The sequence below is a fragment of the Vibrio sp. S11_S32 genome, from assembly GCF_014694465.1.
Classification (GTDB): domain Bacteria; phylum Pseudomonadota; class Gammaproteobacteria; order Enterobacterales; family Vibrionaceae; genus Vibrio; species Vibrio algicola.
Genome location: NZ_JAAUWS010000017.1, coordinates 1 through 23,009, shown reverse-complemented (window position 1 = coordinate 23,009; position 23,009 = coordinate 1). Strand labels below are relative to the sequence as shown.

Below are 23,009 nucleotides of genomic sequence, written 5' to 3'. Positions count from 1 at the left end.
GGCACCAAGCTCATTACTGGAACCCGAATAACCCTTGATATGACAACGGCTCTGAAAGACCATATCCAATGCCAATATATGGAGGGGCAAAAATAGGACCGCTCAGTAATGCCGTTAAAACAATGGCTTTTCATTGGCTTTTGCCCTAATGAAAAGTTCATACACGATGCTTCTTTCATACAGGGGGAATATACCAATATTACAGTCAAGTAATTGTGAAAAATGAAATCGGATAAAATTCTTTTTAATTCATTTTTTATTTTTATTGATGTTAACGTAAAGGCGTTATTTTTATTGAGGAAAGTAAAATGATAAAGCTGTCTGATAGAATCGGTATATTTAGTTTACTCACCATTTACTTGTATTGTGCTCAGAGAGCTTCTAACGATGGTTTTCTTAACAGTTTAGGGCTAGATACTGATGTGCTTAGTTTGGAGTTCTATGCAATATTATATTCAGGTTTTTTAGATAGTATTCAACACATCTTTTTGTTCTTAGCTGGATATGCAATCTTTTACATGTTCGTTGACGTTAAGGAGAGCTTTATACGTAGTCGTAGAGGAAGACGTTGTTTAGTCACCATGAATAGAATCTATAAAAAAGTGTTTAAAAAAGTCAAAGTTAAACCGTTAAGAGATTCCAAGGAAAAACAAATTAACTTCCTCATAAACTTGATAGTTGCTTTGTGTTTATTTCTTGCTTTAATGGTCGTGAATGAACAATCAGGAAAAAGAAAGGCCGTTAAGTTAATGACTCAGATTCAATCATCTGATTATACCCACTTTTACGTTAATGGGATTCAGGACGATCTTGCCTTTCTTTATTGTGGCTCAAAAGTATGCGCCGCTTATAATGTCCAAAAACAGCGCACCGAATACTTTCCTAATAGCCAGTTTTCGATTGATAACAATCAAGTGAAAGCATTTTTAGATAATGAATAAAAAATACAGAATATAAACATGAAAAAACACCATTTCCCTGCGATAAACTGTATGCTATTACGTGTTCACTAGCGATTATAGCTTTGTGCGCTTTTTCCCCAACACCGTTGTCCTTGAATTTTTGAATAACGTTTCGCTAAGTAAGAAAGCATCTTAACGGCTTCATTGTATTTTTCGGTACAATCCCGATTCGCATATGAATCAATGGTAACTGTAGAAGCGAATTGAATGCCTCTTTTGCAGTCTTCAATCGGATAGTCAAGAGCACTGGCCCAAGCTTCCTCAATGCAGCGTTTAAGACTCGAACCTTGATAGTTATAATTACCCCATGATCTAAAATGATTACCATCCATTATTAACGCAAAGTGATAATGCTGCATAGACGCACCACTGGTAACGTTGTGCTCTTTACACCAGATATAATTAAAATCAACGGTTTTACCTGTCATGCTTTTCAGCTTAGCATTGAGAGACCCTAAGAAGGCTTTAGTGAATTGTGTCACTCGGTAAATCCTAGGATCATCTAAATCAACAAAAGGAATATGCACATCAAAGCGAAAGAGAGTAACTCGTTTGTATTTGGCTAGGCTGTGGTTAAGTGTGTTGTATATATCTTGGATATGGCTAGGGTTATAGTCTTCGACTGAATAGCATTGATGCATGATTGTGCTCCGTTATGAATGTTTTCATAACAAACACGTGCATTGTTTTTTTTAACGAATAGCATCATCTACATGAAGCTTCACTTCTCCTATTCATGTCATAAGGTAACCATAGGGTTACTTATCCATTTTACTGTTTGTATCGGTGTTATTGATGTTCTTACTTGATAGTAGTCTATTGATAGTATGGATATTATTACTAATGATCATGGTGGGTATTATTAATATATCCGAGTATTTGCTCATTGTTTTTAGTTGGCTTCATTCTCGCTGAGCTCAGAAGTTACTTAGCGAATAAATGATAATTAAGCTGCGAATGACATAAATAATCACTCGGAAGTTAGTATTGCTTATGAGCTTAAAAATATGACGCTTTTAAGCTGTCATTGACAGTGAAAAGGTTAGAATAAATAACACTTCAAACGGTCACTTTTTCTAACCTTATCCATTTGAGTCCTGAAATACCTTTTTTACCCTTCTATACTCCTCAATTAATAATGCCAATAGGTGATTGGGAAATCGCCTAACGACGCATGCGCCAACCACGATAATTGGTTATGCATGGCATGAAGATTATCTTTGGAGCTATCCACTTTTGCATTAACCGCCAGCCCTTCGCTGATGCTTATCCATGGATTGAGCTCACAATAATTATCACACTCAATACCAATCGTGCGATGCCACGCATTAAAGATGCAGGTTCTAAGATAGCGACTATGCCCTGTTCCACGGCCAAGGCTCGCGTAGTCTGATTTATTGAAGAAAAACACGACGATGGTGCAATGGGGCGTCAGTCTTTTGGTGATGGCATGGTAAGGCTTGTTGGACACTCTTTGTTTTAGTTTTACTCTCTGGCTGAGGAAGTTTTGTTCTATTTGAATATTTAATCGTTCAAAAAAGCTCGCGATTAAGGTATCGGGCTCTTGTTTATTCGACCATGGTTGAGTTAAGTGCTCCCGGTTAGGCACTTGCTCCCAGCAAAACTCTACTGGGCGGTATTCATTTGGGTGATAGAGTAAGACGCTTGTCATGAGCCTTACCGGGTGTTGTCTGACGGTGTCGTCTAATGCCTTCTGGCATTCGAATAAGATAGCGTGATTGGCTTCGCTTGATGGGTATGGCATGGGTTTATCATTCATCATGTCGACTTGATATGGCTCGTGACTAAGCGGTACGTTAAGCAGTTGACGAATAGCGGGGAATGCGTTCATGAGGTGTGCTCCATCGTGTTTACTTGCAATCGGCTCTTTGAGGCGAGTGCCATCGCACCGATTGCTTCGGTGTGTTCAAAAATTAAAGGCGGAATGTGCTTGTTTGAGTGCTGAGGCGAAAAGAGGATTATTCAGGAGTGAGCGCATCACGCTCTTGGATTTTGCTCGCAAGCCAACCCATTACATCGTTATAGTCCCACCGTGTTTCACGAAAACCTAAAACTCTTCCTTTCGGGAATTCGTCGCGTTCTATCATTCGATAGAGGGTGTCTTTTTTCACGCCAATAATGTTGAGTACGTCACTGCGACGCATTAAGCGTGGTAGATCTAAAAGTTGTGGACTAAAGGAATCGCCTTCTTTCCAGTTTTGATTAATCCAAGCCATGATCTCAGGTAATAGCCAAGCGCTAGCACGCTTACCAATTTTTAATTGTTCAGGAAATTTACCTTCACCAATCAGAAGATGAATGTGGCTTTTGTTATATCCCACCAGCTTAGAGAGTTCTTTCATGCGAATGAGTTTAAGTGGAAGTTTTGAAGAGTTGTTAGAGTTCATGTTCATTGCTCCGTAGTTGATTACAAAGCAATGGGTTTCTTGTATTTTTTTGTTGTAATTGGCGCTTAAAGTCGCATAAATGTTTTATACGCCTTCCATTAAACAAAAAGCTAATGCTGCTTCTTTTTTTATTTCAGGGATGGCGTTTGTATTGTTGAGTACTTTTTTGTATTCCTCAGTGAGTCTTCTCATTAGAGCCAAGTGATTGTGATAGGCATATTCTTTTAATGGGAAATCGATTGTCTTTTGAAAGGGATCTTGGTTCGATATTTTGGTATCAATATCGGCTTCATCTTCCGATGCCTCATTTGAAATCAACTGCCTTTTGCCATCATCGGTAAATTCTAGAGTTTGCGTTTTACATCTTTCGACTTTCTTTAGTTGGACAAAGGGCTTGAGTGAGGGAGAAGCTAATTCTCGCTTGATTATCTCTGGTGATATTTCCGTCATTCGGCTTAATTCAGCGCAAGTGATGTAGGTGGAAAGGTCAACATTATCTGTTCGACACTTCATGGCATTAATAATGTAAAGAGCAGTCAATGAAAGTTCATGATGAAAATAAGTGTGACCATTTTTGAAGTTCGGCTGTGTAAATGGTGGTAGATATTGAGCGCTTACAAGCGCATTTTTTTGCTGGAAATAATCAGAGTGTAGAGCCACAGGAAGGTGAACAATTACACCAATGTCATCAATGTAGTTTTGAACGGCAAAGCGATTATCTTTTCGACGGCTTAAATTTGGAGAGTGGTAATGTAAAACACTCAAAGCATGCTCATTCATCTTTGTGCGGATAGATTGGATAATGCTTAATACATTATTGGATTGAAATAATAGTAGGCATTGTTCGTTTGAATATAGGTAAACGTCATTCAAAACAATATATTCCGTATCAAGCTCTCGTGCAGCCTTCGCATTGAGTTTGATGAACAAAGAGTTCGATACGGCGTTTGTCTCACCGCCCTTAAATACGATGCTGTATTTCATGTTAATGCAAATCCTTAAATAGTGTTGATGTCATCAGATGCACGGCAAGTCTTTTTTGACTGAGCTCAAACTTTAAAGAGGCCTCACCAGATAATACTTTTTCTTTCAATTCGTTAAATTGGCGTAGATGTGTTTTATAGGACAAATTTCTTGCAGATTTCATTTTGCATTCATTCTCATCATGCATTTTGACTGTGTATTGCTCAGCAAGGTAGCGGAGTTTTCTATTGAGCTTACGGCGCTCCCATCTCTCATTTGGGTATAGAGGGAATTGAGTGTATTGAGGGAAATTACAATCTTTTGGCCGTTGTTGGTAAAAGCTTGAGAAAAAAGCCGCTCTTAAATACAAGTTTTCAGACGGTATTTTTTGTCTGATAAATTGATGTTCAATAAACCAGTGGAGCGCGAGTTGAATTTTGCTCAGTGGAACCCCGAGTTTTACTGCTAAGCGTTTAGGCGATATTGAGACTAACGAAATATTAGGTAATCGGTGGATGTGAAAATATTGAATAAGCTTGATGAGCACTGGAATGTATTGCTCAGGACAGTTTTTTTCGTGAAGTGTGTTGAACAAAGTCGGTATATCTAAAAGCTTTCCTTGCTCCTGAGTGTTTTTCTGTATCAATGAAACTGTTTCGTTACTTGTTGCTTCGTACAAATATTGCATAGCAACTTCGTATTTCTTAGGAGTGACCGCTATTAAGTAAGCTCGAACGGAGATTGTTTTTTTACCCTTATCCGTGCCACTCGTTTTAGGAACATCGCTAACTTCTTTTTCTTCTACCAAGGGTGATGGTGTGAGCTTTTCATATTGCAATATAATCTCATGTTGGATCATATCATTAAGCTTGCTTTCACAGATCCCCATGAATTCATCTGCCACTTTATCATCACTGATGATTGAACTGATATCTCCGATGTGAGGCCAGCCTATTTCTTCAAAGTAATATTTATCATTGGGAAAAACCATCAACAAGCTATCAACCCCTTCATTGTCATCAATTGACAATGGGATGAATGGCGTCCGAAAATCAACCTCAATCCCCATATCTTTTAAAACTGACGTTTTACTTTTACGCTTCACCATAATAGTCCTGTAATTGCGCACAAAGTAGGTTTAACACCCAACGTAATAACTGGGGGTTAAAATGTCCAACTCAATAAATTCAATGTTAAATAGGTTTTATATTTAATTCAAATAAAAAATTAACCGGGTGTAAAGTGGGTGTGAAAACCATTTCAGGTGTAAGTGGTGATTTGGGTGTGACAAGTCAATTGGGTGCGCATTTATACTTAGTGTGATATATAAGTTACAATGTTATCTTTGAACGGAAATTGGAAGAATGAGCGAACGAAATACCTACCACCCAAGAAAACCTAAAGGTGCTGAGTTAGTCAGTGAAGCAATGCCCTTTGCATCAAAAGTGAGCGTTTCAAAAGAAAGAAAAGAGGTCGATAGAAGACCTAATCCGATAGAGCGGTATTTAGATAAATTTAAATTCACCAATGAAAAGCACATTGCATGGCTTAAAAAGGAAGCTGTTTTTTACCAAATAAAGCATGATGCTTATTCGCAACTACGAGATGTTGATTTTAAATTTTGTGTAGAAGTGGCGGATTGGTTTAAGTGTGAGGAGGGGCAAAAAGAGATTGATGAAATTCGTCAAAAGTGGGCGAAATATTATTCATCTTCAAAAAAAATCAATTACAGCGTTGCGATGCCAAAACTTATTTATTCTCACCTTCAAGCATTGGCAAAGGATAGTGCTATCAGTATGAATGCAGTTGTATTTAATTTGATTGAGCAAGCGTACATCGACAAACAAAATGGTTCATCTTTTGAAGAAGATGTGCGTAATCGTTTTGATGAATTAGAGAAATTGATCTTATCAAGTCAAAAGAACAATACAGCGAGTGATTCTCAAGTCTCTATATCTGAACAGAATAAGGCTTGCTCTTTGGAAGAAAAAATTATCTCATTGACTAGCGAATTAAAAGAAGCAAAGGATTTCAATATCAGCATTGAAAGTATTGCAGCTTTATCAAGTTCGGCACAGAGTTTTAAATCGCACTTAGAAAAGAGACAGAAAAAGTGATTATTAATGTCATTTGACGGCTAATTCACCAGTCAGTACAAAAAATATTCAAACGATTTAAAATCGTAATTTAAGGCGTTGACTTTGGGTACACCCGTGGGTACACTGCCTGCAAATCGAAAGGGGAAACCCCTTCCGAACTCAAGTAAGACAATGCATTCAATGCTGTTGGTTCGCCTCCGGGAGGCGCCTCCATTATTCTGTAAAATGCTTGAAAATTATTGCAAAAAAGCCCTAACAGCAATGTTAGGGCTTTTTTACGTCGGTATAATATCGTTCGATTTTGAGATGGCTGTTTTAAGGTACGATAGCGAAGACGAGAGCGTCTTTGGGTTTTCCTTGGAATATGTATCGATTTCTTGCTATTCCTTCATCTAGCGCTCCACAGGCGAGTGCTAGTTTATGGCTGACGGTGTTCTCAGGATCGCAAATCAATTCTAAACGCGTCAGTTTTAATTGCTCAAAGCAGAACTGGATTAAAGCTTGCATGGCTTCTTTGGCATAACCACACTGTTGAAAATTATCACACACCCAATAGCCGAGACTACCAAGGTTAAACCCTACTCTTTGGTCGGTTAATGCTGCCATACCAATAAACTGGTCGGTTTCTTTATCAAAGATGCCAAAGCCATACGCGAGGTTTTTTACCCAGTTTAATCGGGTGCAGGTTAAGAATTTTTGCGCTTCATGCAAGCTGAAATCAGCATGGCACCAATCAAGCCAAGGATACAAAGACGCAGAGCTTTGAATGGCAGTGGCGAAAAGGTTAGCTTGTTGAATATCAATCAATCTTAAAGTCAGGCGAGCAGTGCTAAGTGAGAAGTCTGGAGTCATGATCTGGATATTAAAACGTGTTGTCTTGGCATAAAAAAAGAGGCTCATCAGAGCCTCTTAGCGAGATTATCTTGCTTTGCTTACTTTGATTATCATACCTAAATATGGATTATCAAGGTAGTGAGTCTCACCACTGCGCATTTGGCGTTTTTGCTGCATGCGGTAGCTGTTTAAGAAATCTTTTACTTCAGTCTTAGGTTTAATCGGTTCAAGATTGCCGACCTGAACTTCTGCATCATCATCGTTATCATCAGAAGCGGTATCGGTGACGGCATCTTGTAGCACTACTTCATGTTGGCCTGGGATCTTTAAATCTAAGTTGGTTTTAACATATAAGTAATGCTGGACGTAGACTTGCATGGTTCCATCAAGTTCGTTAACCGGACCTTTGGCAAGGGCTGGTGGCACGGTGCCGTCTGGTGACTCATCTTTTATTTGAGACAAAGAGCGTCCGTCATTAGCAAAGGTGCCAGAAAAATCTTGTCCAGCTTGAATATGGAAGATTGGTGCACGGCTAGGTCCACGGTCGGTTTGACGCCATGCAACGTGCACTAATGGTTTAAAACCGGCGTGACGATCTAATGCTTGATACTGTTTATTTAGGCGATAGTAGCCACTTGGAAGTAAAAAAGCGCCATTAGATGACATCATCTTTTTGTCACGGTAAGAAAATGAACGATCAAAGTCGATAGGCTCAATCGAACTTGGCCATGCTTCATTCACTTGTGATGGCTCAACATTGCGTTTAAAAATAATCACTTCGATATCAAATGATCGTGCAAAGGTTGGTACTGAAACAAAAACCAATAGAAGTAGGATCAGCTTTTTCATTGTTGCTCCGTTATAAAAGATACGCCTGAAAATAAGAGTATCTTTGTTAATTTAATAATTATTGTTTATTTTTGTGCTTTAGGCAGTTGGTTTTGCTTAAACTGCATTAATAAATCATTTATAAAAGCGATACGGTCACGTCTATCTGCTAATGGTACAGTAAACTTGAACTTTGTGGGGCCTTCCATACCATATTTTTTGGGTTCGGATTGCAGCAATTTGACCAAAAATAGTGGGTTAATATCCGCAGTTGGTGAAAACTCGATGTAACCGCCTTTTTCATGACCTTCAATTTTTTTCGCTTTTATCTGCGCGGCTTGCAATTTCATTTCGCCGATCACCAGTAAATTTTTCGCCGCATCGGGTAGTGTACCAAAACGGTCAATCAGTTCTACTTTCATTTCAGCCAATTCATTTTCGTTGTTCACACTGGCAATACGCTTATACATGGATAAACGCGTATTGATGTCAGGAATATAATCATCGGGCAGTAAAGCTGGTAGGCGCAATTCTACCTCAGTTTGTTGGCGTAAAAGTTCATCTAATGACAATTCTTTGCCTTGTTTTAAGGCTTCGACCGCTTGTTCGAGCATTTCCATATACAAAGAAAAACCCACCGATTGAATTTGACCACTTTGATCGTCACCCAATAATTCACCCGCGCCACGAATTTCCAGATCGTGTGTGGCCAAAGTAAAGCCTGCCCCAAGATCTTCAAGAGAAGCAATCGCATCCAAACGCTTCACCGCATCTTTGCTTAATGCTTTAGGATGAGGGGTGAGTAAATAAGCGTAGGCTTGATGATGAGAACGACCGACACGACCACGGAGTTGATGCAATTGAGCAAGGCCCAGTTTATCGGCCCGATCCATAATGATGGTGTTGGCGGTTGGGACATCGATACCGGTTTCAATGATGGTGGTACAGACTAAGAGATTAAAACGCTGATGGTAGAAATCATTCATTATGCCTTCTAGTTCACGCTCTCGCATTTGCCCATGAGCGGTAGTCACACGCGCTTCAGGGATCAATTTGGCCAGATCTTCGGCCACTTTATCTATGGTATCCACTTGATTGTGTAAGAAATACACTTGGCCACCACGCATGACTTCGCGTAGAACCGCCTCACGGATCACCGCGTCATCATTTTGACGAACAAAAGTTTTAATCGCTAAACGACGAGCTGGCGGGGTGGCGATGATGGACAGATCACGCATACCGCTCATAGCCATATTTAAGGTTCTTGGAATTGGGGTGGCGGTTAAGGTCAAAATATCGACATCGGCGCGCATTGCTTTCATTTTTTCTTTTTGACGCACCCCAAAGCGATGCTCTTCATCCACTACTAATAAACCTAAATCACCAAACTTGATATCATCTTGCAGCAGTTTATGCGTGCCGATGATAATGTCGACTTTGCCTTCAGCCAGATCCGCTAAGATCTGCTTTTGCTCTTTGGCTGATTTAAAGCGTGATAACACTTCCACTCGTACTGGGAGATTGGCAAAGCGGTCACGGAAGTTTTCAAAATGCTGCTGTGCTAACAAGGTGGTCGGAACTAATACCGCCACTTGTTTGTTGTTGTCAACCGCAAGGAATGTGGCGCGCATGGCAACTTCTGTTTTACCAAAACCTACATCGCCACACACCAGTCGGTCCATAGCTTTAGCTTGGCACATATCCGACAAGACGGCGTTAATCGCCATATCTTGATCATCGGTTTCATCAAACGGGAAGGTGGCTTTAAAGTTGGCGTATTGTTCGCGGTCTTGAAGAAATTTAAAGCCTTTTTTGATTTCTCGTTTGGCGTAAATATCCAATAGTTCGGCGGCAACATCACGTACTTTTTCAGCGGCGCGTGTACGGGCTTTGTTCCACGCGTCACTGCCTAATTTATGCAATGGGGCGGTTTCTTCTGCGCCGCCAGAGTAACGGCTGATCAAATTAAGCGATGAAACGGGCACGTACAACTTGGCATTGTTTAAATATTCTAAGGTGACGTATTCTGTCAACATCCCGCCGGCTTCAAGGGTTTGCAGCCCAATATAACGGCCAATACCATGATCAAGATGCACCACTGGTTGGCCTGATTTTAGTTCAGCCAAATGGCGGATCACGGTATCGCTATTGACCGCTTTACGATCTTTTTTACGGCGTTGAATCACCCGATCGCCTAATACGTCGCTTTCACAAATAAAGGCAAAGTTTGGCAGCCTAGCATCGCTGGATTGATGAATAAAACCGTGTTCGGTCGAGCCTAATACTAAACAATAGGTGTCTTTATTAGTCAAAGCATCTTCGAGTGATTTGGCGGCTTTCGGGAGAACTTTACTACTTTTCAGTAGCTCGTTTAACGCTTCGCGACGACCTTCCGATTCGACCGAAAAAATCACTTTTGCAGTGGCGTTTTGTGATAAATCGTTATTTTCAGACAAATAATGCTCTAAAAATTTACGCAGCTCTGCTAACGGCTCTTTTAACTGATGTTGTGCATGTAAATTCGGCAGGGCGCTGACACTGGCATTCACCCGTCCGGTTTTTTCTTGCAACGCTTCAATGCTCAGCGTGACTTGCGGCATGGCTTTGAAATGGCCAAATAGCTCATCTTTTTTCAGCCATAACTCATGCGGTTCAAGTAATGGACGTAATGGGTCGACTTTGCGTTGATCATAGCGATAATCGACATCGGTCAAAAAGGTATCGATCTGCGCTTCCAAATCACCGATAGTCAGCAATAAGGTATTATCGGGCAGATAGTCGAATAGGGAGTCAGTGTGATCAAAAAACAAAGGCTGCCAGTACTCAATACCACCAGGCCAAGTCGCTTTTGATACCTGCATATAGACAGATTCAGGTTCACGACGAGCTTCAAAACGTTGACGCCAGCGAATACGGAAATCTTCAATTGCGCTTTCTGTGGTTGGAAATTCATGCGCGGGCAGTAAACGGATCTCATTAATATCTTCAATGGTGCGCTGTGATTCGGCATCGAAGGTGCGAATGCTGTCGATCTCATCATCGAAAAAATCAATCCGATAAGGGTTATCACAACCCATTGGGAATAAATCGATGATCGAACCACGATGGGCATATTCGCCCGGACCAAAGACCTGATCCACATGACGATAACCAGACTTTTCTAATTGAAGGCGCAGCTTTTCTAGCGAATATAAATCGCCATTTTTGACCATTAAGGTACTTTGTAGCAAATATTCTTGCGGAGATTGGCGTTGCAATAGGGTACTAATTGGGATGATCAATAAGCCTTGTTGCTGAGTTGGCAATTGATACAGTTGAGCAATACGATCGGAAATAATATCTTGGTGTGGCGAGAAATTATCGTATGGCAAGGTTTCCCAATCAGGAAATAGCGACACCGATTGTTGAGTAAATTGGCCGACTTCGTGTTGCAGTTTGATCGCCATTTGGTGATCGGGAACCGCTAATAAGGTGACGCCTGAATGCTGTTGAGTGTATTTGGCGATGGATAATGCCAGCGCGCCACCGACCAATTGGCCTAGGTGTTTTTTATCTCCCGCTTTGGTTGGCATTGGGATATTTACTAAAGCCATGGAGCCAATAGCAGAGTTTGACGAAGTCTTAGTCATAATTTTGATTGGGCTTTTTTGATTTAGGTCGAACCAGAATAAATATCTGGCTTGAATAATCATTTGATTATCGTCATGTGGCATAACTAATCAAGTATATCCAACAAATTGAGGTTATTTTCTTGCCAAGTTTAGTTGAAGTGGCAATAGCAATAGCAGAAGTGGCCACTTTGTGCTTTCGCCACCTTTTTACCTTTCATCGTTGTCTGGTTAATCTCTTCTCAATCATTTGGTTATCGGCCAATCGAAATGCATCAAATACGCTTAATTGACAATAAAACATTCAAAATGACCAAAAAGTGACGTTTGAGTTATCGAATATTGGTAAATCCATGTCACAATCGTTATTCTTTGTTTTCTTTCTTGTTTGTAGGATCTTTTCTCATGTTTCATCCTGTCTCGGCCTTTATTGGGTTACGTTATTTACGAGGTCGTTCCGGTGATAAATTCAGCCGTTTTGTGTCTTATATGTCCACCGCTGGGATTTCTATCGGCGTGTTGTCTTTAGTCACGGTCTTGTCGGTTATGAATGGCTTTGAAGGGCAGTTAAAACAAAAAATCCTTGGCGTATTACCACAAGCAGTGGTGAGTCAAGCCGATGGTAAAACCCAGTTTGATTCCCAGAAACCGCCCGCATTTTTAAGCAAAATCCCCAATGTTGAACAGATCTCGCCAGTGGTGCGCAGTGAAGCGATTATTCAAAGTGCTTCGCGTTTAAGTGCGGGATTGATGGTTGGGATTGAACCTAAGTCATCCGATCCGATCGCCGAGCGCATGATGATGGGGCAGATCTCAGAATTGCAATCGGGTACTTATCGCGTTTTTCTCGGTCATACCCTAGCCAGAACCTTAAATGTTACTTTGGGCGATAAAGTCCGCTTGATGGTCACTGAAGCCAGTCAATTTACCCCGTTAGGCCGTATACCGAGCCAACGTAACTTTACCGTGGCAGGAATTTTTAATACCGGCTCTGATGTCGATGCGATGTTGATGGTGACCAATATTGAAGATGCAGGCCGTTTGCTGCGTTATTCTCCTAATACTATTTCAGGCTGGCGCTTATTTTTTGATGACCCGTTTATTGTGTCAGATTTAGCCCAAAAACCGTTACCGACTGGTTGGCATTGGTCTGATTGGCGCGAGCAGCGCGGAGAATTATTTCAAGCGGTGAGAATGGAAAAAAATATGATGGGTTTAATGTTAGGGCTGATCATCGCAGTGGCAGCATTTAACATTATCTCAGCCTTGATCATGGTGGTGATGGAGAAGCAATCTGAAGTCGCGATCCTAAAAACACAAGGCATGACTAATCATAAAATTCTCGCCATTTTTATGGTGCAAGGGGCGAGCAGCGGTGTGATCGGCGCGTTGGTTGGCGGCGCTCTTGGTACGCTATTGGCGTCACACCTCAATCAAGTGATGAACACGGTCGGTTTATCTCTCTTTGGCGGTGGCATGCAGCTGCCCGTCGTTATCGAACCGATGCAAATTGGACTGGTGATCTTTATGGCGATCATGCTGAGTTTGTTAGCCACCTTATTTCCTTCTTATCGCGCGGCGTCAGTCAAACCGGCTGAAGCGTTACGTTACGAATAAAAACCTTGTCGATACTTATCGTCATGCTGCTGAGTTTAAGTAGCTGTTAAAAAATAGAGTAGTCATTATGAAACCGTTAGTCAGTAGCCCTTTATTAAGCAGTCCTTTGTTAAGTTGCAGTAATATCTGCAAAACCTACAAAGAAGGTAGCCTTGAGACTGAAGTGCTTAAAGGTGTGAGTCTTGAAATTCATCAAGCCGATTTCTTGGCAATTGTCGGGTCATCGGGCTCGGGAAAAAGTACTTTATTGCATATCTTAGGCGCGTTAGACAACGCAAGCCAAGGCGATGTGACCTTATTAGATCAATCTTTACTCCGCCTTTCTGCCAACAAACAAGCTAAGTTACGCAATCAGCATATTGGTTTTGTGTATCAGTTCCACCATTTGCTCGCCGATTTTACCGCGCTGGAAAATGTGTCGATGCCTTTATTGATTGGTGGCATTAAACCGGTGCAAGCGAAACAGATGGCCACCGAAGTATTAGAAAAAGTCGGCTTAGCTCATCGATTAGAACATCGACCTTCAGAGTTATCGGGTGGGGAAAGACAACGTGTGGCGATAGCGCGTGCGTTAGTTAATAAACCAGATTTGGTGTTGGCGGATGAACCAACCGGTAACCTAGATCAAAATACTGCCTTGGGCATTTACGATTTGATGCGCCAGTTAAATCAAGATTTTGGCACTGCGTTTTTGGTGGTGACTCATGATAACGATCTGGCGCAAAAAATGGACAAACAATTTACCATGCAAGATGGCATTTTAGATTGGCACTCTCCAATCAATAATGCAGCAAGGAATAGTGCTGTAAGCGATCTCGTTTCGACTACGGTAGGTGAATAACCATGTTGTTATCTCTTTTTATTGGCCGAAAATTTAGCCGCGCTAAAGAGCGTAATAAGTTAGTGTCATTCATCTCATTGTCGTCAACCTTAGGCATTGCAGTTGGCGTTGCCGTGATCATCATTGGTTTATCGGCCATGAATGGCTTTGAGCGCGAATTAGAAAATCGAGTATTGTCGGTGATCCCTCAAGCTGAAATTGAAGGAGTGCGAGGTCCTATCGAGGATTGGCAGCAGGTGGTCAACATTGCCACTAAAAATAAACAAGTAAAAGCCGCCGCGCCTTATGTGCGTTTTACGGCGTTAGTTGAGCGTGGAAGTAAATTAAAAGCGGTAGAAGTGCGTGCAGTAGATGCCGATTATGAGCGCGCAGTATCTCAACTGTCTCGCTATGTTGAAGGCAATGCATGGCAAAACTTTCGCCCAGATCAAAAGCAAATCATTTTAGGCAAAGGTGTTGCCGATCAACTTAAAGTGAAAGTGGGGGATTCGGTTTCAGTGTTGATCCCGCCCACTCATGTTCAGCAAAGAGGCGGCAGTGTGGCTCAATTAAGCACGCCTAAAAGAGTTCGTCTCACCGTGGCAGGATTACTCAACCTGGGTGGACAAATTGACCATGGTTTGGTGATGGTGCCGTTACAAGATGGTCAGCAATACATGAAAATAGGTGACGGTGTCACGGGTGTGTCGTTAAAAGTTGATGATGTCTTTAACGCTGATACCATTGTGCGCCAAGTAGGTAGTCAACTGCCGGTTTACGCTTATTTAAAAAGCTGGAAAGAAAAATACGGCTTTTTGCATCACGATATTTTAATGGTGCGCAGTATTATGTATCTGGTGATGGTGTTAGTGATTGGGGTGGCGAGTTTTAATATTGTCTCAACCTTGATGATGGCTGTTAAAGATCGCGCTTCGGATATTGCGATTTTGCGCACCATGGGTGCCAGTGACGGTTTGATAAAGCGGATCTTTATTTGGTATGGCGTGTTATCTGGCGTGTTGGGCAGTATTGTTGGCAGTGTGTTTGGGGTATTGGTGGCATTGAACTTAACGCCATTGATCAAAGGCTTAGAAAGCTTACTTGGCCATCAGTTCTTATCGGGTGATATCTATTTTATCGATTTCTTACCATCACAGGTAGTGTGGTCAGATGTGATGTTGGTTTCCGGCACCGCGATAACATTAAGTTTATTAGCGACTTGGTATCCCGCTTCGCGCGCCAGTAATCTTAATCCTGCGACAGTGCTGAGTGCGAAATAGTGATAACAATTCCAAGATGCAATGATCTATTAAGGCAGGATACGCAGAAAAGTATCAAAGGCCATGGACGTGCTTTATCAAGCGCCCAAGGATGGGACAGCGTATTCAAATTGATCAAATATTAAATGGAATTGGAATGACTTAGTTCCGTCTTTGTCTCAAAAAAAAGAGTGCTATCAGTTTGGTTCATTAAGAACGTTAACTGGATAGCACTTTTTTTATGTTTTCAATTTATTGTTGAGCGGCAGACTACACTGATATCGGATGTTGGATTGCGGTATACATGCGTGTGGGTATCGAGTTAGCGTAAACGTCGCTTTTGCCAACTGCGCACCACCGAATAACGCCATAAGCCTTTAATGCCGAAGTAACCAACACATGACAATACCGCGCCACAAACAAAACAACCTAGTAATAACGGCGGCCCAATAGTGTGGATTTGTTCAACAAAAAAGCTCCACGATAATTCAAAATGAAAACTTTGCGGCGGGGTGTGGATGATCCAAGTGCCAACTCGATAAGCAAAATAAAATAATATCGGCATAGTCAGCGGATTACTGATCCAAACTAAAGCGACCGAGAGTGGCAGATTAACCCCACACATAATAGCAGCGCCGGCAGCCATGATCATTTGGCTTGGCAAAGGGACAAAAGCAATAAACAGTCCAACCGCAAACGCACCGGCAGCGGAGCGACGATTCAAACACCATAAGTTTGGGTTATACAATACATTACCAAATATCTTTAAGGCTTTTTGGCGTTTGATCGTTTCATGATCGGGCATGAAACGTTTAATTAATTTTTTTGGCATAAGTCAGGATGGCTCATATTAATCGCAATTGGAATTGGCTCTGTTTTATTCTCACTGTCGCAAGTGGCGCGTTGTGGCCATGGATGCCGACAGGATTCTGGCTAGTGCCTATTGTGTTTCTTTTTATCATTATCAGCCTCGTCCACTCGTTTAAGTGGGGGCGTGGCATCATTCTCGGTTGCTTGATTGTGGTACTGCAAGCAAATTACTTTAGTTTAATGACACACACACTGTTTCAAAGCGGTGAGAATATTAGCATAAAAGGTCAGATTACCGACTTTTTTAAACCACAAGAACATGGTGGCAGGCTAATTCTTCGTGTCGAGCAAATTAATCAGCAACAACTCGCGTGGTGGTCATCGCCTAAGATTAACGTATTTTTACCGCAAACTCCTACCAGTTTAATGATTAATTCGAGTCCACAGCTTGGAGAGCAGTGGCAATTTAAACTAAAGGTTAAACCTATTATAGGACGTTTAAATCAAGCGGGCTTTGATAGTGAACAGTATTACGTTGCGAATGGTTGGCATGCCAAAGCGGTTGTGGATGCGAGTCACGCCGAAAATAAGCGGCTTAAAGATAGCGGATCACTGCGTAATACGCTGCATAAACGTGTGAAATCAATGATTACAGATTTGGCGAGTCAGCCTTATTTATTAGCATTAAGTTTTGGTGATCGCTCGTTAATGTCTGCGCAAGATTGGCAATGGTTAAGAGATAGCGGTTTATCCCATTTAATGGCGATCTCAGGTTTGCATATCGGGCTGGCATTTTTTATTGGCTGGTGGCTCGGCAAGCGAGTGATGAGTATCATGCTGATGTTGAGCCGCTTTGATCGTTTAGCGGCGTCTATTCCTTACCTTTTTGCAATTTGTTGCGCTGGCAGTTATGCCTATTTAGCCGGTTTTTCATTGCCAACCGAGCGAGCTTTTATTTTTGGTTTATGTTTTTTATTACGTCATTTCTTACACGCACATTGGTCGTTATGGCAAGTGCTGCTGTATTCTTTAGCCATCATTCTTATTATCCAACCTTTTGCGGTTTTACTCGCCAGTTTTTGGTTGTCTTTTAGCGCCGTGATCGTAATTTATCTCTGTTCGTGGTTTTGGCTCAAAGCTCAGAGTACTCGCTATGTATGGGCAGTCAAAATGATCAATATCGCGCTGCTCCAATGTGGTTTATTTATTGGTTTAATGGCGATCACGATATTTATTTTTGGCGGTTTTAGTTGGGTATCGCCAATGGTTAATATTGTGATCATACCTTGGGTCAGTTTATGTACTGTTCCGCTCATTTTTATGGCGCTAGTGATGAGTGCTTTAGTCGAAGTTGGCGTGCCGTTGCAGTGGGGAACATCCTTATGGCAATGGGCCGATTGGAGCCTGTCGTGGGTAATAATGGTAATGCAGTGGGTACAAGGAAGTTGGCTGCTGGTATCAGAACTCTGGGCTTACGGCGCATTAATTTTGATGATGTCTCTGCTGATGAGCCACTATTGTGGTTGGTACCGTAGCGCAGTGGTATTTATGGTGTTGTTTGTTGCCGCCTACTTTGGGACGCGGCCAGCCCCTAAATGGCAAGTGGAAATCTTAGATGTTGGACAAGGTCTGGCGATTTTGATTGGTCAGCAAGATAAATGGTTATTATATGATACCGGTAATAAATGGCAGGGCGGCAGTATGGCACAATCGGTCATTCTTCCTATATTGCGACAACAAGGCATAAGTCAATTAGACGGTTTTATTGTCAGTCATTTTGATTCCGATCATGCGGGTGGACGCGATATTATCGAGCAACAACTTCAACCCAAATGGCAACGAAGTAGTCAACAATTAACCGGATATTTACCTTGTGTGGCAGGAGAAGTTTGGCAGTGGAAAGACCTAACTTTTAATGCGATTTGGCCACCTCGTTTAGTGAATCGAGCCTACAATCCTCATTCTTGTGTGATCCAAATAACCGATGGTCAATATAGCGTGTTATTAACCGGAGATATCGACGCGATTGCTGAAATGATCATGGCAAGAAAACACTATCCTTGGCATTCAAAATTAAAATCAGACGTAATGATTGTACCGCATCATGGCAGTAAAACGTCGTCAACCGCTTCTTTTGTGCAACAAGTGAATCCCGAGATCGCGATTGCCTCTTTGGCACGCAATAATCAATGGGGTTTACCCAATGCTTTAGTGAAGCAGCAATATCAAAAACTCGCGGCAAAATGGCTCGATACAGGTGAGCAAGGACAGATAAGTTTGCGTTTTAATGCCAACAATTGGTCTGTTCGCTCATTAAGACAGCAGCAATATTCGCCTTGGTATAGGCAGATTGTGCGTAAGGGGTTAGAATGACAGTAATTGTCTAATAAATTATAAGCCGATATGACTAAGAAAAAAGACGCGCCATTACAAAACGATGAAACGACTTTCCAAACCTTTAAAAAATTATGGCCGATGGTCAGCATTTATAAAGCCGGTTTGATTGTGGCAAGTATTGCACTGGTGATTAATGCCGCCAGTGATACTTACATGGTGTCATTATTGAAACCGCTGCTCGATGAGGGTTTTGGTAAAGCAGATTCCAATTTCTTAAAGATCCTACCATTTATTGTTATGGGCATGATGATTGTGCGTGGCTTGAGCGGCTTTGTGTCGACTTATTGCTTAAGTTGGGTATCGGGCAACGTGGTGATGCAAATGCGTCGCAGATTGTTTAATCATTTTATGCAAATGCCAGTCAGCTATTTCGATAAAGAATCAACCGGTTCATTATTATCGCGCATTACTTATGATTCTGAGCAAGTCGCCTCGGCCACCAGTAAAGCACTGGTCAGTATTGTGCGTGAAGGTGCTAGTATTATCGGTTTGTTGTTCTTAATGTTTTATAACAGCTGGCAGTTATCGCTAGTATTAATTGCTGTCGCGCCCGTGGTGGCGTGGGCGATTGGTATTGTTTCGAAGCGTTTTCGTAAGATCAGTAAAAACATGCAGAACATGATGGGTAACGTGACGTCATCTGCCGAGCAAATGTTAAAAGGCCATAAAGTTGTCTTAAGCTATGGCGGCCAAAGCGTTGAAAAGGAACGTTTTGATAAAGTCAGCAACAACATGCGTCAGCAATCAATGAAAATGGTGTCAGCGCAAGCCGCCGCCAACCCAATCATTCAAGTGATTGCCTCTATTGCACTCGTCGTGGTGTTATATCTTGCCAGTATCGATTCGATTAAAGATCAGCTAACTCCTGGTACTTTCTCTGTGATCTTCTCGGCCATGTTTGCCTTAATGCGTCCATTAAAATCATTAACCAACGTAACGTCTGATTTCCAAAAAGGTATGGCAGCTTGTCAGACTTTATTTGGTCTGATGGAGATGCAAGCAGAAGTCGATAACGGTAAATTTGAAAAGCCAAAAGCGGTGGGTGACATTAAAGTTAAAGATGTGACGTTCTGCTACCCAACCAAAGACACGCCGGCGCTGCGTAATGTCAGCTTTGATCTACCCGCCGGTAAAACAGTGGCATTGGTGGGGCGTTCGGGCTCGGGTAAAAGTACCATCGCCAATTTATTTACCCGTTTTTATGATGTCAATGAAGGTGAAATTTTCTTAGATAATACTGAATTGCGTGATTATACCTTGTCTAATTTGCGCACTCAGTTTGCTTTGGTTTCACAAAATGTGCATTTATTTAATGACACTATTGCTCATAACATTGCTTATGCCGCGCAAGATCAATACAGCATCGAGCAGATTAAGCATGCCGCAACCCTAGCGCATGCAACCGAATTTATCGAAGCGATGGATAACGGTTTTGATACCATGATCGGTGAAAATGGAGTTAGCCTTTCTGGTGGTCAACGTCAACGTTTAGCCATTGCGCGTGCGTTATTGCGCGACTCGCCTGTGCTTATTTTAGATGAAGCGACTTCTGCGCTGGATACAGAGTCCGAGCGTGCGATTCAAGCTGCGCTGGATGAACTGCAAAAGAATAAAACGGTATTGGTGATCGCGCACCGTTTATCGACCATTGAAAGTGCTGATGAGATCTTAGTGGTGGATGAAGGTGAAATTATTGAACGTGGTGATCATGCGCAATTGATTGAAAAAAATGGTGCTTATGCTCAATTACACCGTATTCAATTTGGTGAATAATAAACGCCGGCTTGGCAATTTAGCGAATGGATGGCGCATAAGATGATCGAAAAAATTTGGTTTGAGCGCCATTGGCTGGGTTGGCTGTTGTCACCGCTTTTGTGGCCATTAAGTCGTGTATTTAAATGGATAAGCGAACGTCGTCGTCAGCAATATCAATCCAATGCGAAAGCCAGTTACCGCGCTAAAGTGCCCGTGATTGTCGTGGGAAACATTACCGCCGGTGGTAATGGTAAAACGCCGGTTGTGATTTGGCTGGTGGAAACGCTGCTCGAATTAGGCTTTAAACCGGGCGTGGTGTCACGTGGTTATGGCGGTAAAGCGCCGCAGTATCCCTTTATGGTGCAGCAAGAGTCAACTCCCGCACAATCGGGTGATGAGCCTTTACTGATCAAGCGTCGCACGGGAGTGGCGGTGGTGGTCGATCCTATTCGCAGCCAAGCAGTACAAGCATTGGAAGCGCAAGGGGTCGATATTATTGTGACCGATGATGGTTTGCAGCATTATGCCTTGCAACGTGATATTGAATTTATTGTTATTGATGGTCAAAGACGTTTTGGCAATCAACAATTTATCCCATTTGGTCCTTTGCGCGAAGGCTTAGAGCGTTTATCGCAAGTGGACTTTTTGATAACGAATGGTGGTCAAGCGCAAAATCAAGAAATTGAAATGAGTTTGCAACCTAGCATGGCCATCAATTTAAAAACCGGTGATAAAAAATCGGTCAGTGACTTAACGCGTTTGGTTGCTTTTGCTGGTATTGGTCATCCTCCTCGATTTTTTAATACCCTGAGCGAGCTTAACGCTGCGGTGATCAAGACCCAAGGTTTTGCCGACCATCAAGATTTCGAACAAGCTGAACTTGATGCACTGGCAAAACAAGGCGATCACCTCATTATGACTGAAAAAGATGCGGTAAAATGTCACCAGTTTGCCCAAGATAATTGGTGGTACTTGCCGGTGTCTGCCAAGATCAGCGACCAGAACAAACAATATATTATTCAAAAAATTATTAAGGTAAAAAGCGGTTATGGATCATAGATTACTTGAGATTGTGGCGTGCCCTGTGTGTAAAGGCAAAGTGGTACTGGATAAAGAGAAACAAGAACTGATTTGTAAGTTTGATCGTCTTGCTTACCCGATTAAAGATGGCATTCCTATGATGCTTGAAGTGGAAGCTCGTAAGATGGGAATGGACGAGGGTCGATAATGTCTTTTACGGTTGTTATTCCTTCTCGCTATCAATCTTCGCGCTTGCCGGGTAAGCCTCTAGCCGATATTGGCGGAAAACCTATGGTGCAATGGGTGTACGATCAGGCAATGCAATCTGGCGCTGAGCGTGTGATTGTGGCAACTGATGATGCACGGATTAAATCGGTGGTGGAGAGTTTTGGTGGTGAAGTGTGTATGACCTCGCCCGATCATCAATCCGGCACGGAACGTTTAGCCGAAGTGATCGAAAAAATGGCGATTGCCGATGATCATATTATCGTCAATGTGCAAGGTGACGAACCTTTGATCCCGCCAAGCATTATTAAGCAGGTTGCGCATAATTTAGCCAACAGCATTGCGCCAATGGCGACATTAGCGGTTGAAATTGATCATGAAAGTGAAGTGTTTAACCCCAATGCAGTTAAAGTGGTGACCGATCAAAATGGTTATGCTTTGTATTTTAGCCGCGCCTCTATTCCGTGGGATCGTGATGCGTGGGCAACCGAGCCTAAAACGATTGTCCATCCATTAATGCGCCATATCGGAATTTACGCTTATCGTGCTGGCTTTATTAATACTTACATTGGTTGGCAGCCAAGTGCGCTTGAACAGATTGAATCATTAGAGCAACTGCGCGTTCTTTGGTATGGTGAGAAAATTCATGTTGCAGTGGCAAAAGAAGCGCCAGCAGCAGGGGTTGATACTCCAGAAGATTTGGAAGTGGTACGACAGATCATTGCACAAAGGTAAGTGTGAGCGCTCGTTGTTGTACGGTATTTAAGCAATAAAAAAGCTCAGTTCTGTATTCTCTTTCTCGTTGAAAGAAGATAAGAACTGAGCTTTTTTGTGTTGCTATTATTTATTTACGCGGTAGTTTTGCTTCATTTTCAATACCATGTTAACCAAGAAGATCAGTACTGGGACTTCAATTAGTGGTCCAATTACACCCGCAAATGCTTGGTCAGAATTAATCCCAAACACGGCAATCGATACCGCAATGGCCAATTCAAAGTTATTACCGGTCGCGGTATAGGCGATAGAGGCATTTTTATCAAAATCGATACCGAGCTTTTTACCAATAAAGAAACTGCTAAAGAACATCACTACAAAATAAATCGTCAACGGAATCGCAATTAAAACCACATCCATTGGTAATTCAAACATCATTTCGCCTTTTAGGCTAAACATCAATACGATGGTCGCCAGCAACGCAATAAGCGTAATGGGTGAAATGCGCGGAATAAATACTTGGGTATACCATTGTTCTCCTTTCGCGGCGACAAGCCATTTACGGGGCTTTGTTGCGTAATTCGATGGAACTAAATGTGAAACTGACGATCAGATCGTTTACTCCCCACTAAACCATCGATATTCATGCCAAAACCTCGTTATAAGACCAAAAACTGGAAGTTATATAAT

The 23,009-nt window shown here is 41.9% G+C and carries 19 protein-coding genes and 1 pseudogene; 10 read left to right on the top strand and 10 right to left on the bottom strand.

From position 1 onward, the window contains the following. Positions 1–308: 308 nt before the first annotated feature. On the top strand, positions 309–941 hold the full coding sequence (locus HC723_RS10065; protein WP_190338974.1) for a hypothetical protein: 633 nt from the start codon (positions 309–311) through the stop codon (positions 939–941). 68 nt (positions 942–1,009) lie between these two features. Here the strand turns inward: HC723_RS10065 and HC723_RS10060 are convergent, their stop codons facing one another. The 5 genes from HC723_RS10060 to HC723_RS10040 form a co-directional block, all read right to left on the bottom strand. Beyond that, positions 1,010–1,603 (bottom strand): YagK/YfjJ domain-containing protein, encoded by a 594-nt coding sequence (locus tag HC723_RS10060; protein ID WP_190338973.1) that lies wholly within the window; start codon positions 1,601–1,603, stop codon positions 1,010–1,012. Between the two features lie 491 nt (positions 1,604–2,094). Further along, complete coding sequence (locus tag HC723_RS10055) at positions 2,095–2,814, bottom strand: YagK/YfjJ domain-containing protein (RefSeq protein WP_190338972.1); 720 nt, start codon at positions 2,812–2,814, stop codon at positions 2,095–2,097. Positions 2,815–2,941: 127 nt separating this feature from the next. Then, positions 2,942–3,370 carry a helix-turn-helix transcriptional regulator gene (locus HC723_RS10050; RefSeq protein WP_190338971.1) on the bottom strand — a complete coding sequence of 143 codons (429 nt, stop codon included), beginning with the start codon at positions 3,368–3,370 and terminating at the stop codon, positions 2,942–2,944. A gap of 84 nt (positions 3,371–3,454) precedes the next feature. Beyond that, entirely contained in the window at positions 3,455–4,354 is a 900-nt protein-coding gene (locus tag HC723_RS10045) for a hypothetical protein (RefSeq protein WP_190338970.1), read from the bottom strand. A gap of 1 nt (position 4,355) precedes the next feature. Beyond that, positions 4,356–5,441, bottom strand: a complete 1,086-nt coding sequence (locus HC723_RS10040) for a hypothetical protein (protein WP_190338969.1) — start codon at positions 5,439–5,441, stop codon at positions 4,356–4,358. 256 nt (positions 5,442–5,697) lie between these two features. Here HC723_RS10040 and HC723_RS10035 point away from each other — a divergent pair, with 256 nt between their 5' ends. Then, positions 5,698–6,450: a hypothetical protein gene (locus tag HC723_RS10035; protein ID WP_190338968.1), complete on the top strand. Its 753-nt coding sequence runs from the start codon at positions 5,698–5,700 to the stop codon at positions 6,448–6,450. 297 nt (positions 6,451–6,747) lie between these two features. On the opposite strand, the gene HC723_RS10030 is transcribed toward HC723_RS10035, so the two are convergent. From HC723_RS10030 to mfd, 3 genes are all read right to left on the bottom strand, one after another. Then, complete coding sequence (locus tag HC723_RS10030) at positions 6,748–7,284, bottom strand: GNAT family N-acetyltransferase (protein WP_153448171.1); 537 nt, start codon at positions 7,282–7,284, stop codon at positions 6,748–6,750. Between the two features lie 66 nt (positions 7,285–7,350). Then, on the bottom strand, positions 7,351–8,115 hold the full coding sequence (locus HC723_RS10025; RefSeq protein WP_153447267.1) for a peptidoglycan binding protein CsiV: 765 nt from the start codon (positions 8,113–8,115) through the stop codon (positions 7,351–7,353). A gap of 65 nt (positions 8,116–8,180) precedes the next feature. Continuing rightward, positions 8,181–11,687 carry a transcription-repair coupling factor gene (gene mfd / locus HC723_RS10020; RefSeq protein ID WP_190338967.1) on the bottom strand — a complete coding sequence of 1,169 codons (3,507 nt, stop codon included), beginning with the start codon at positions 11,685–11,687 and terminating at the stop codon, positions 8,181–8,183. Between the two features lie 420 nt (positions 11,688–12,107). Between mfd and lolC the strand changes: the two genes are divergently transcribed. The 3 genes from lolC to lolE all read left to right on the top strand — a co-directional run bounded on the left by lolC (position 12,108) and on the right by lolE (position 15,419). Next, complete coding sequence (gene lolC, locus HC723_RS10015) at positions 12,108–13,319, top strand: lipoprotein-releasing ABC transporter permease subunit LolC (RefSeq protein ID WP_190338966.1); 1,212 nt, start codon at positions 12,108–12,110, stop codon at positions 13,317–13,319. Positions 13,320–13,386: 67 nt separating this feature from the next. Then, complete coding sequence (gene lolD / locus HC723_RS10010) at positions 13,387–14,160, top strand: lipoprotein-releasing ABC transporter ATP-binding protein LolD (protein ID WP_153447265.1); 774 nt, start codon at positions 13,387–13,389, stop codon at positions 14,158–14,160. Positions 14,161–14,162: 2 nt separating this feature from the next. Continuing rightward, positions 14,163–15,419 carry a lipoprotein-releasing ABC transporter permease subunit LolE gene (gene lolE / locus HC723_RS10005; RefSeq protein ID WP_194704530.1) on the top strand — a complete coding sequence of 419 codons (1,257 nt, stop codon included), beginning with the start codon at positions 14,163–14,165 and terminating at the stop codon, positions 15,417–15,419. A 301-nt stretch (positions 15,420–15,720) separates the two neighbouring features. Here the strand turns inward: lolE and HC723_RS10000 are convergent, their stop codons facing one another. Then, positions 15,721–16,230, bottom strand: a complete 510-nt coding sequence (locus HC723_RS10000; protein WP_190338965.1) for a DUF2062 domain-containing protein — start codon at positions 16,228–16,230, stop codon at positions 15,721–15,723. An 8-nt stretch (positions 16,231–16,238) separates the two neighbouring features. Between HC723_RS10000 and HC723_RS09995 the strand changes: the two genes are divergently transcribed. From HC723_RS09995 to kdsB, 5 genes are read left to right on the top strand one after another with little or no spacing between them, the layout of a single operon-like run. Further along, entirely contained in the window at positions 16,239–18,581 is a 2,343-nt protein-coding gene (locus HC723_RS09995; RefSeq protein WP_190338964.1) for a DNA internalization-related competence protein ComEC/Rec2, read from the top strand. Between the two features lie 30 nt (positions 18,582–18,611). Further along, a complete protein-coding gene (gene msbA, locus HC723_RS09990; protein ID WP_153447261.1) occupies positions 18,612–20,378 on the top strand; it encodes a lipid A ABC transporter ATP-binding protein/permease MsbA in 1,767 nt (588 codons plus the stop codon). A gap of 42 nt (positions 20,379–20,420) precedes the next feature. After that, positions 20,421–21,419: a tetraacyldisaccharide 4'-kinase gene (gene lpxK / locus HC723_RS09985; RefSeq protein WP_190338963.1), complete on the top strand. Its 999-nt coding sequence runs from the start codon at positions 20,421–20,423 to the stop codon at positions 21,417–21,419. After that, a complete protein-coding gene (locus tag HC723_RS09980) occupies positions 21,409–21,588 on the top strand; it encodes a Trm112 family protein (RefSeq protein ID WP_153447259.1) in 180 nt (59 codons plus the stop codon). The genes lpxK and HC723_RS09980 overlap by 11 nt, the downstream gene beginning before the upstream one ends. After that, positions 21,588–22,340, top strand: a complete 753-nt coding sequence (gene kdsB, locus HC723_RS09975; protein WP_190338962.1) for a 3-deoxy-manno-octulosonate cytidylyltransferase — start codon at positions 21,588–21,590, stop codon at positions 22,338–22,340. Before HC723_RS09980 ends, kdsB begins: the two co-directional genes overlap by 1 nt. Positions 22,341–22,445: 105 nt before the next feature. On the opposite strand, the pseudogene HC723_RS09970 reads toward kdsB, so the two are convergent. Continuing rightward, a pseudogene (locus HC723_RS09970) lies at positions 22,446–22,883 on the bottom strand (arsenic resistance protein); the annotation flags it as partial. Positions 22,884–23,009: the final 126 nt, after the last annotated feature.

Excerpts from the sequence above, each read along its gene's own strand:
- HC723_RS10030 (WP_153448171.1), bottom strand. The coding sequence starts at position 7,284 with ATGACTCCAGACTTCTCACTTAGCACTGCTCGCCTGACTTTAAGATTG.
- mfd (WP_190338967.1), bottom strand. The coding sequence starts at position 11,687 with ATGGCTTTAGTAAATATCCCAATGCCAACCAAAGCGGGAGATAAAAAA.
- HC723_RS09995 (WP_190338964.1), top strand. The coding sequence starts at position 16,239 with ATGGCTCATATTAATCGCAATTGGAATTGGCTCTGTTTTATTCTCACT.
- HC723_RS10035 (WP_190338968.1), top strand. The coding sequence starts at position 5,698 with ATGAGCGAACGAAATACCTACCACCCAAGAAAACCTAAAGGTGCTGAG.
- HC723_RS10045 (WP_190338970.1), bottom strand. The coding sequence starts at position 4,354 with ATGAAATACAGCATCGTATTTAAGGGCGGTGAGACAAACGCCGTATCG.
- lolC (WP_190338966.1), top strand. The coding sequence starts at position 12,108 with ATGTTTCATCCTGTCTCGGCCTTTATTGGGTTACGTTATTTACGAGGT.
- HC723_RS10060 (WP_190338973.1), bottom strand. The coding sequence starts at position 1,603 with ATGCATCAATGCTATTCAGTCGAAGACTATAACCCTAGCCATATCCAA.
- HC723_RS10050 (WP_190338971.1), bottom strand. The coding sequence starts at position 3,370 with ATGAACTCTAACAACTCTTCAAAACTTCCACTTAAACTCATTCGCATG.
- HC723_RS09980 (WP_153447259.1), top strand. The coding sequence starts at position 21,409 with ATGGATCATAGATTACTTGAGATTGTGGCGTGCCCTGTGTGTAAAGGC.
- HC723_RS10040 (WP_190338969.1), bottom strand. The coding sequence starts at position 5,441 with ATGGTGAAGCGTAAAAGTAAAACGTCAGTTTTAAAAGATATGGGGATT.
- kdsB (WP_190338962.1), top strand. The coding sequence starts at position 21,588 with ATGTCTTTTACGGTTGTTATTCCTTCTCGCTATCAATCTTCGCGCTTG.
- HC723_RS10055 (WP_190338972.1), bottom strand. The coding sequence starts at position 2,814 with ATGAACGCATTCCCCGCTATTCGTCAACTGCTTAACGTACCGCTTAGT.
- lpxK (WP_190338963.1), top strand. The coding sequence starts at position 20,421 with ATGATCGAAAAAATTTGGTTTGAGCGCCATTGGCTGGGTTGGCTGTTG.
- lolD (WP_153447265.1), top strand. The coding sequence starts at position 13,387 with ATGAAACCGTTAGTCAGTAGCCCTTTATTAAGCAGTCCTTTGTTAAGT.
- HC723_RS10000 (WP_190338965.1), bottom strand. The coding sequence starts at position 16,230 with ATGCCAAAAAAATTAATTAAACGTTTCATGCCCGATCATGAAACGATC.
- HC723_RS10065 (WP_190338974.1), top strand. The coding sequence starts at position 309 with ATGATAAAGCTGTCTGATAGAATCGGTATATTTAGTTTACTCACCATT.
- HC723_RS10025 (WP_153447267.1), bottom strand. The coding sequence starts at position 8,115 with ATGAAAAAGCTGATCCTACTTCTATTGGTTTTTGTTTCAGTACCAACC.
- msbA (WP_153447261.1), top strand. The coding sequence starts at position 18,612 with ATGACTAAGAAAAAAGACGCGCCATTACAAAACGATGAAACGACTTTC.
- lolE (WP_194704530.1), top strand. The coding sequence starts at position 14,163 with ATGTTGTTATCTCTTTTTATTGGCCGAAAATTTAGCCGCGCTAAAGAG.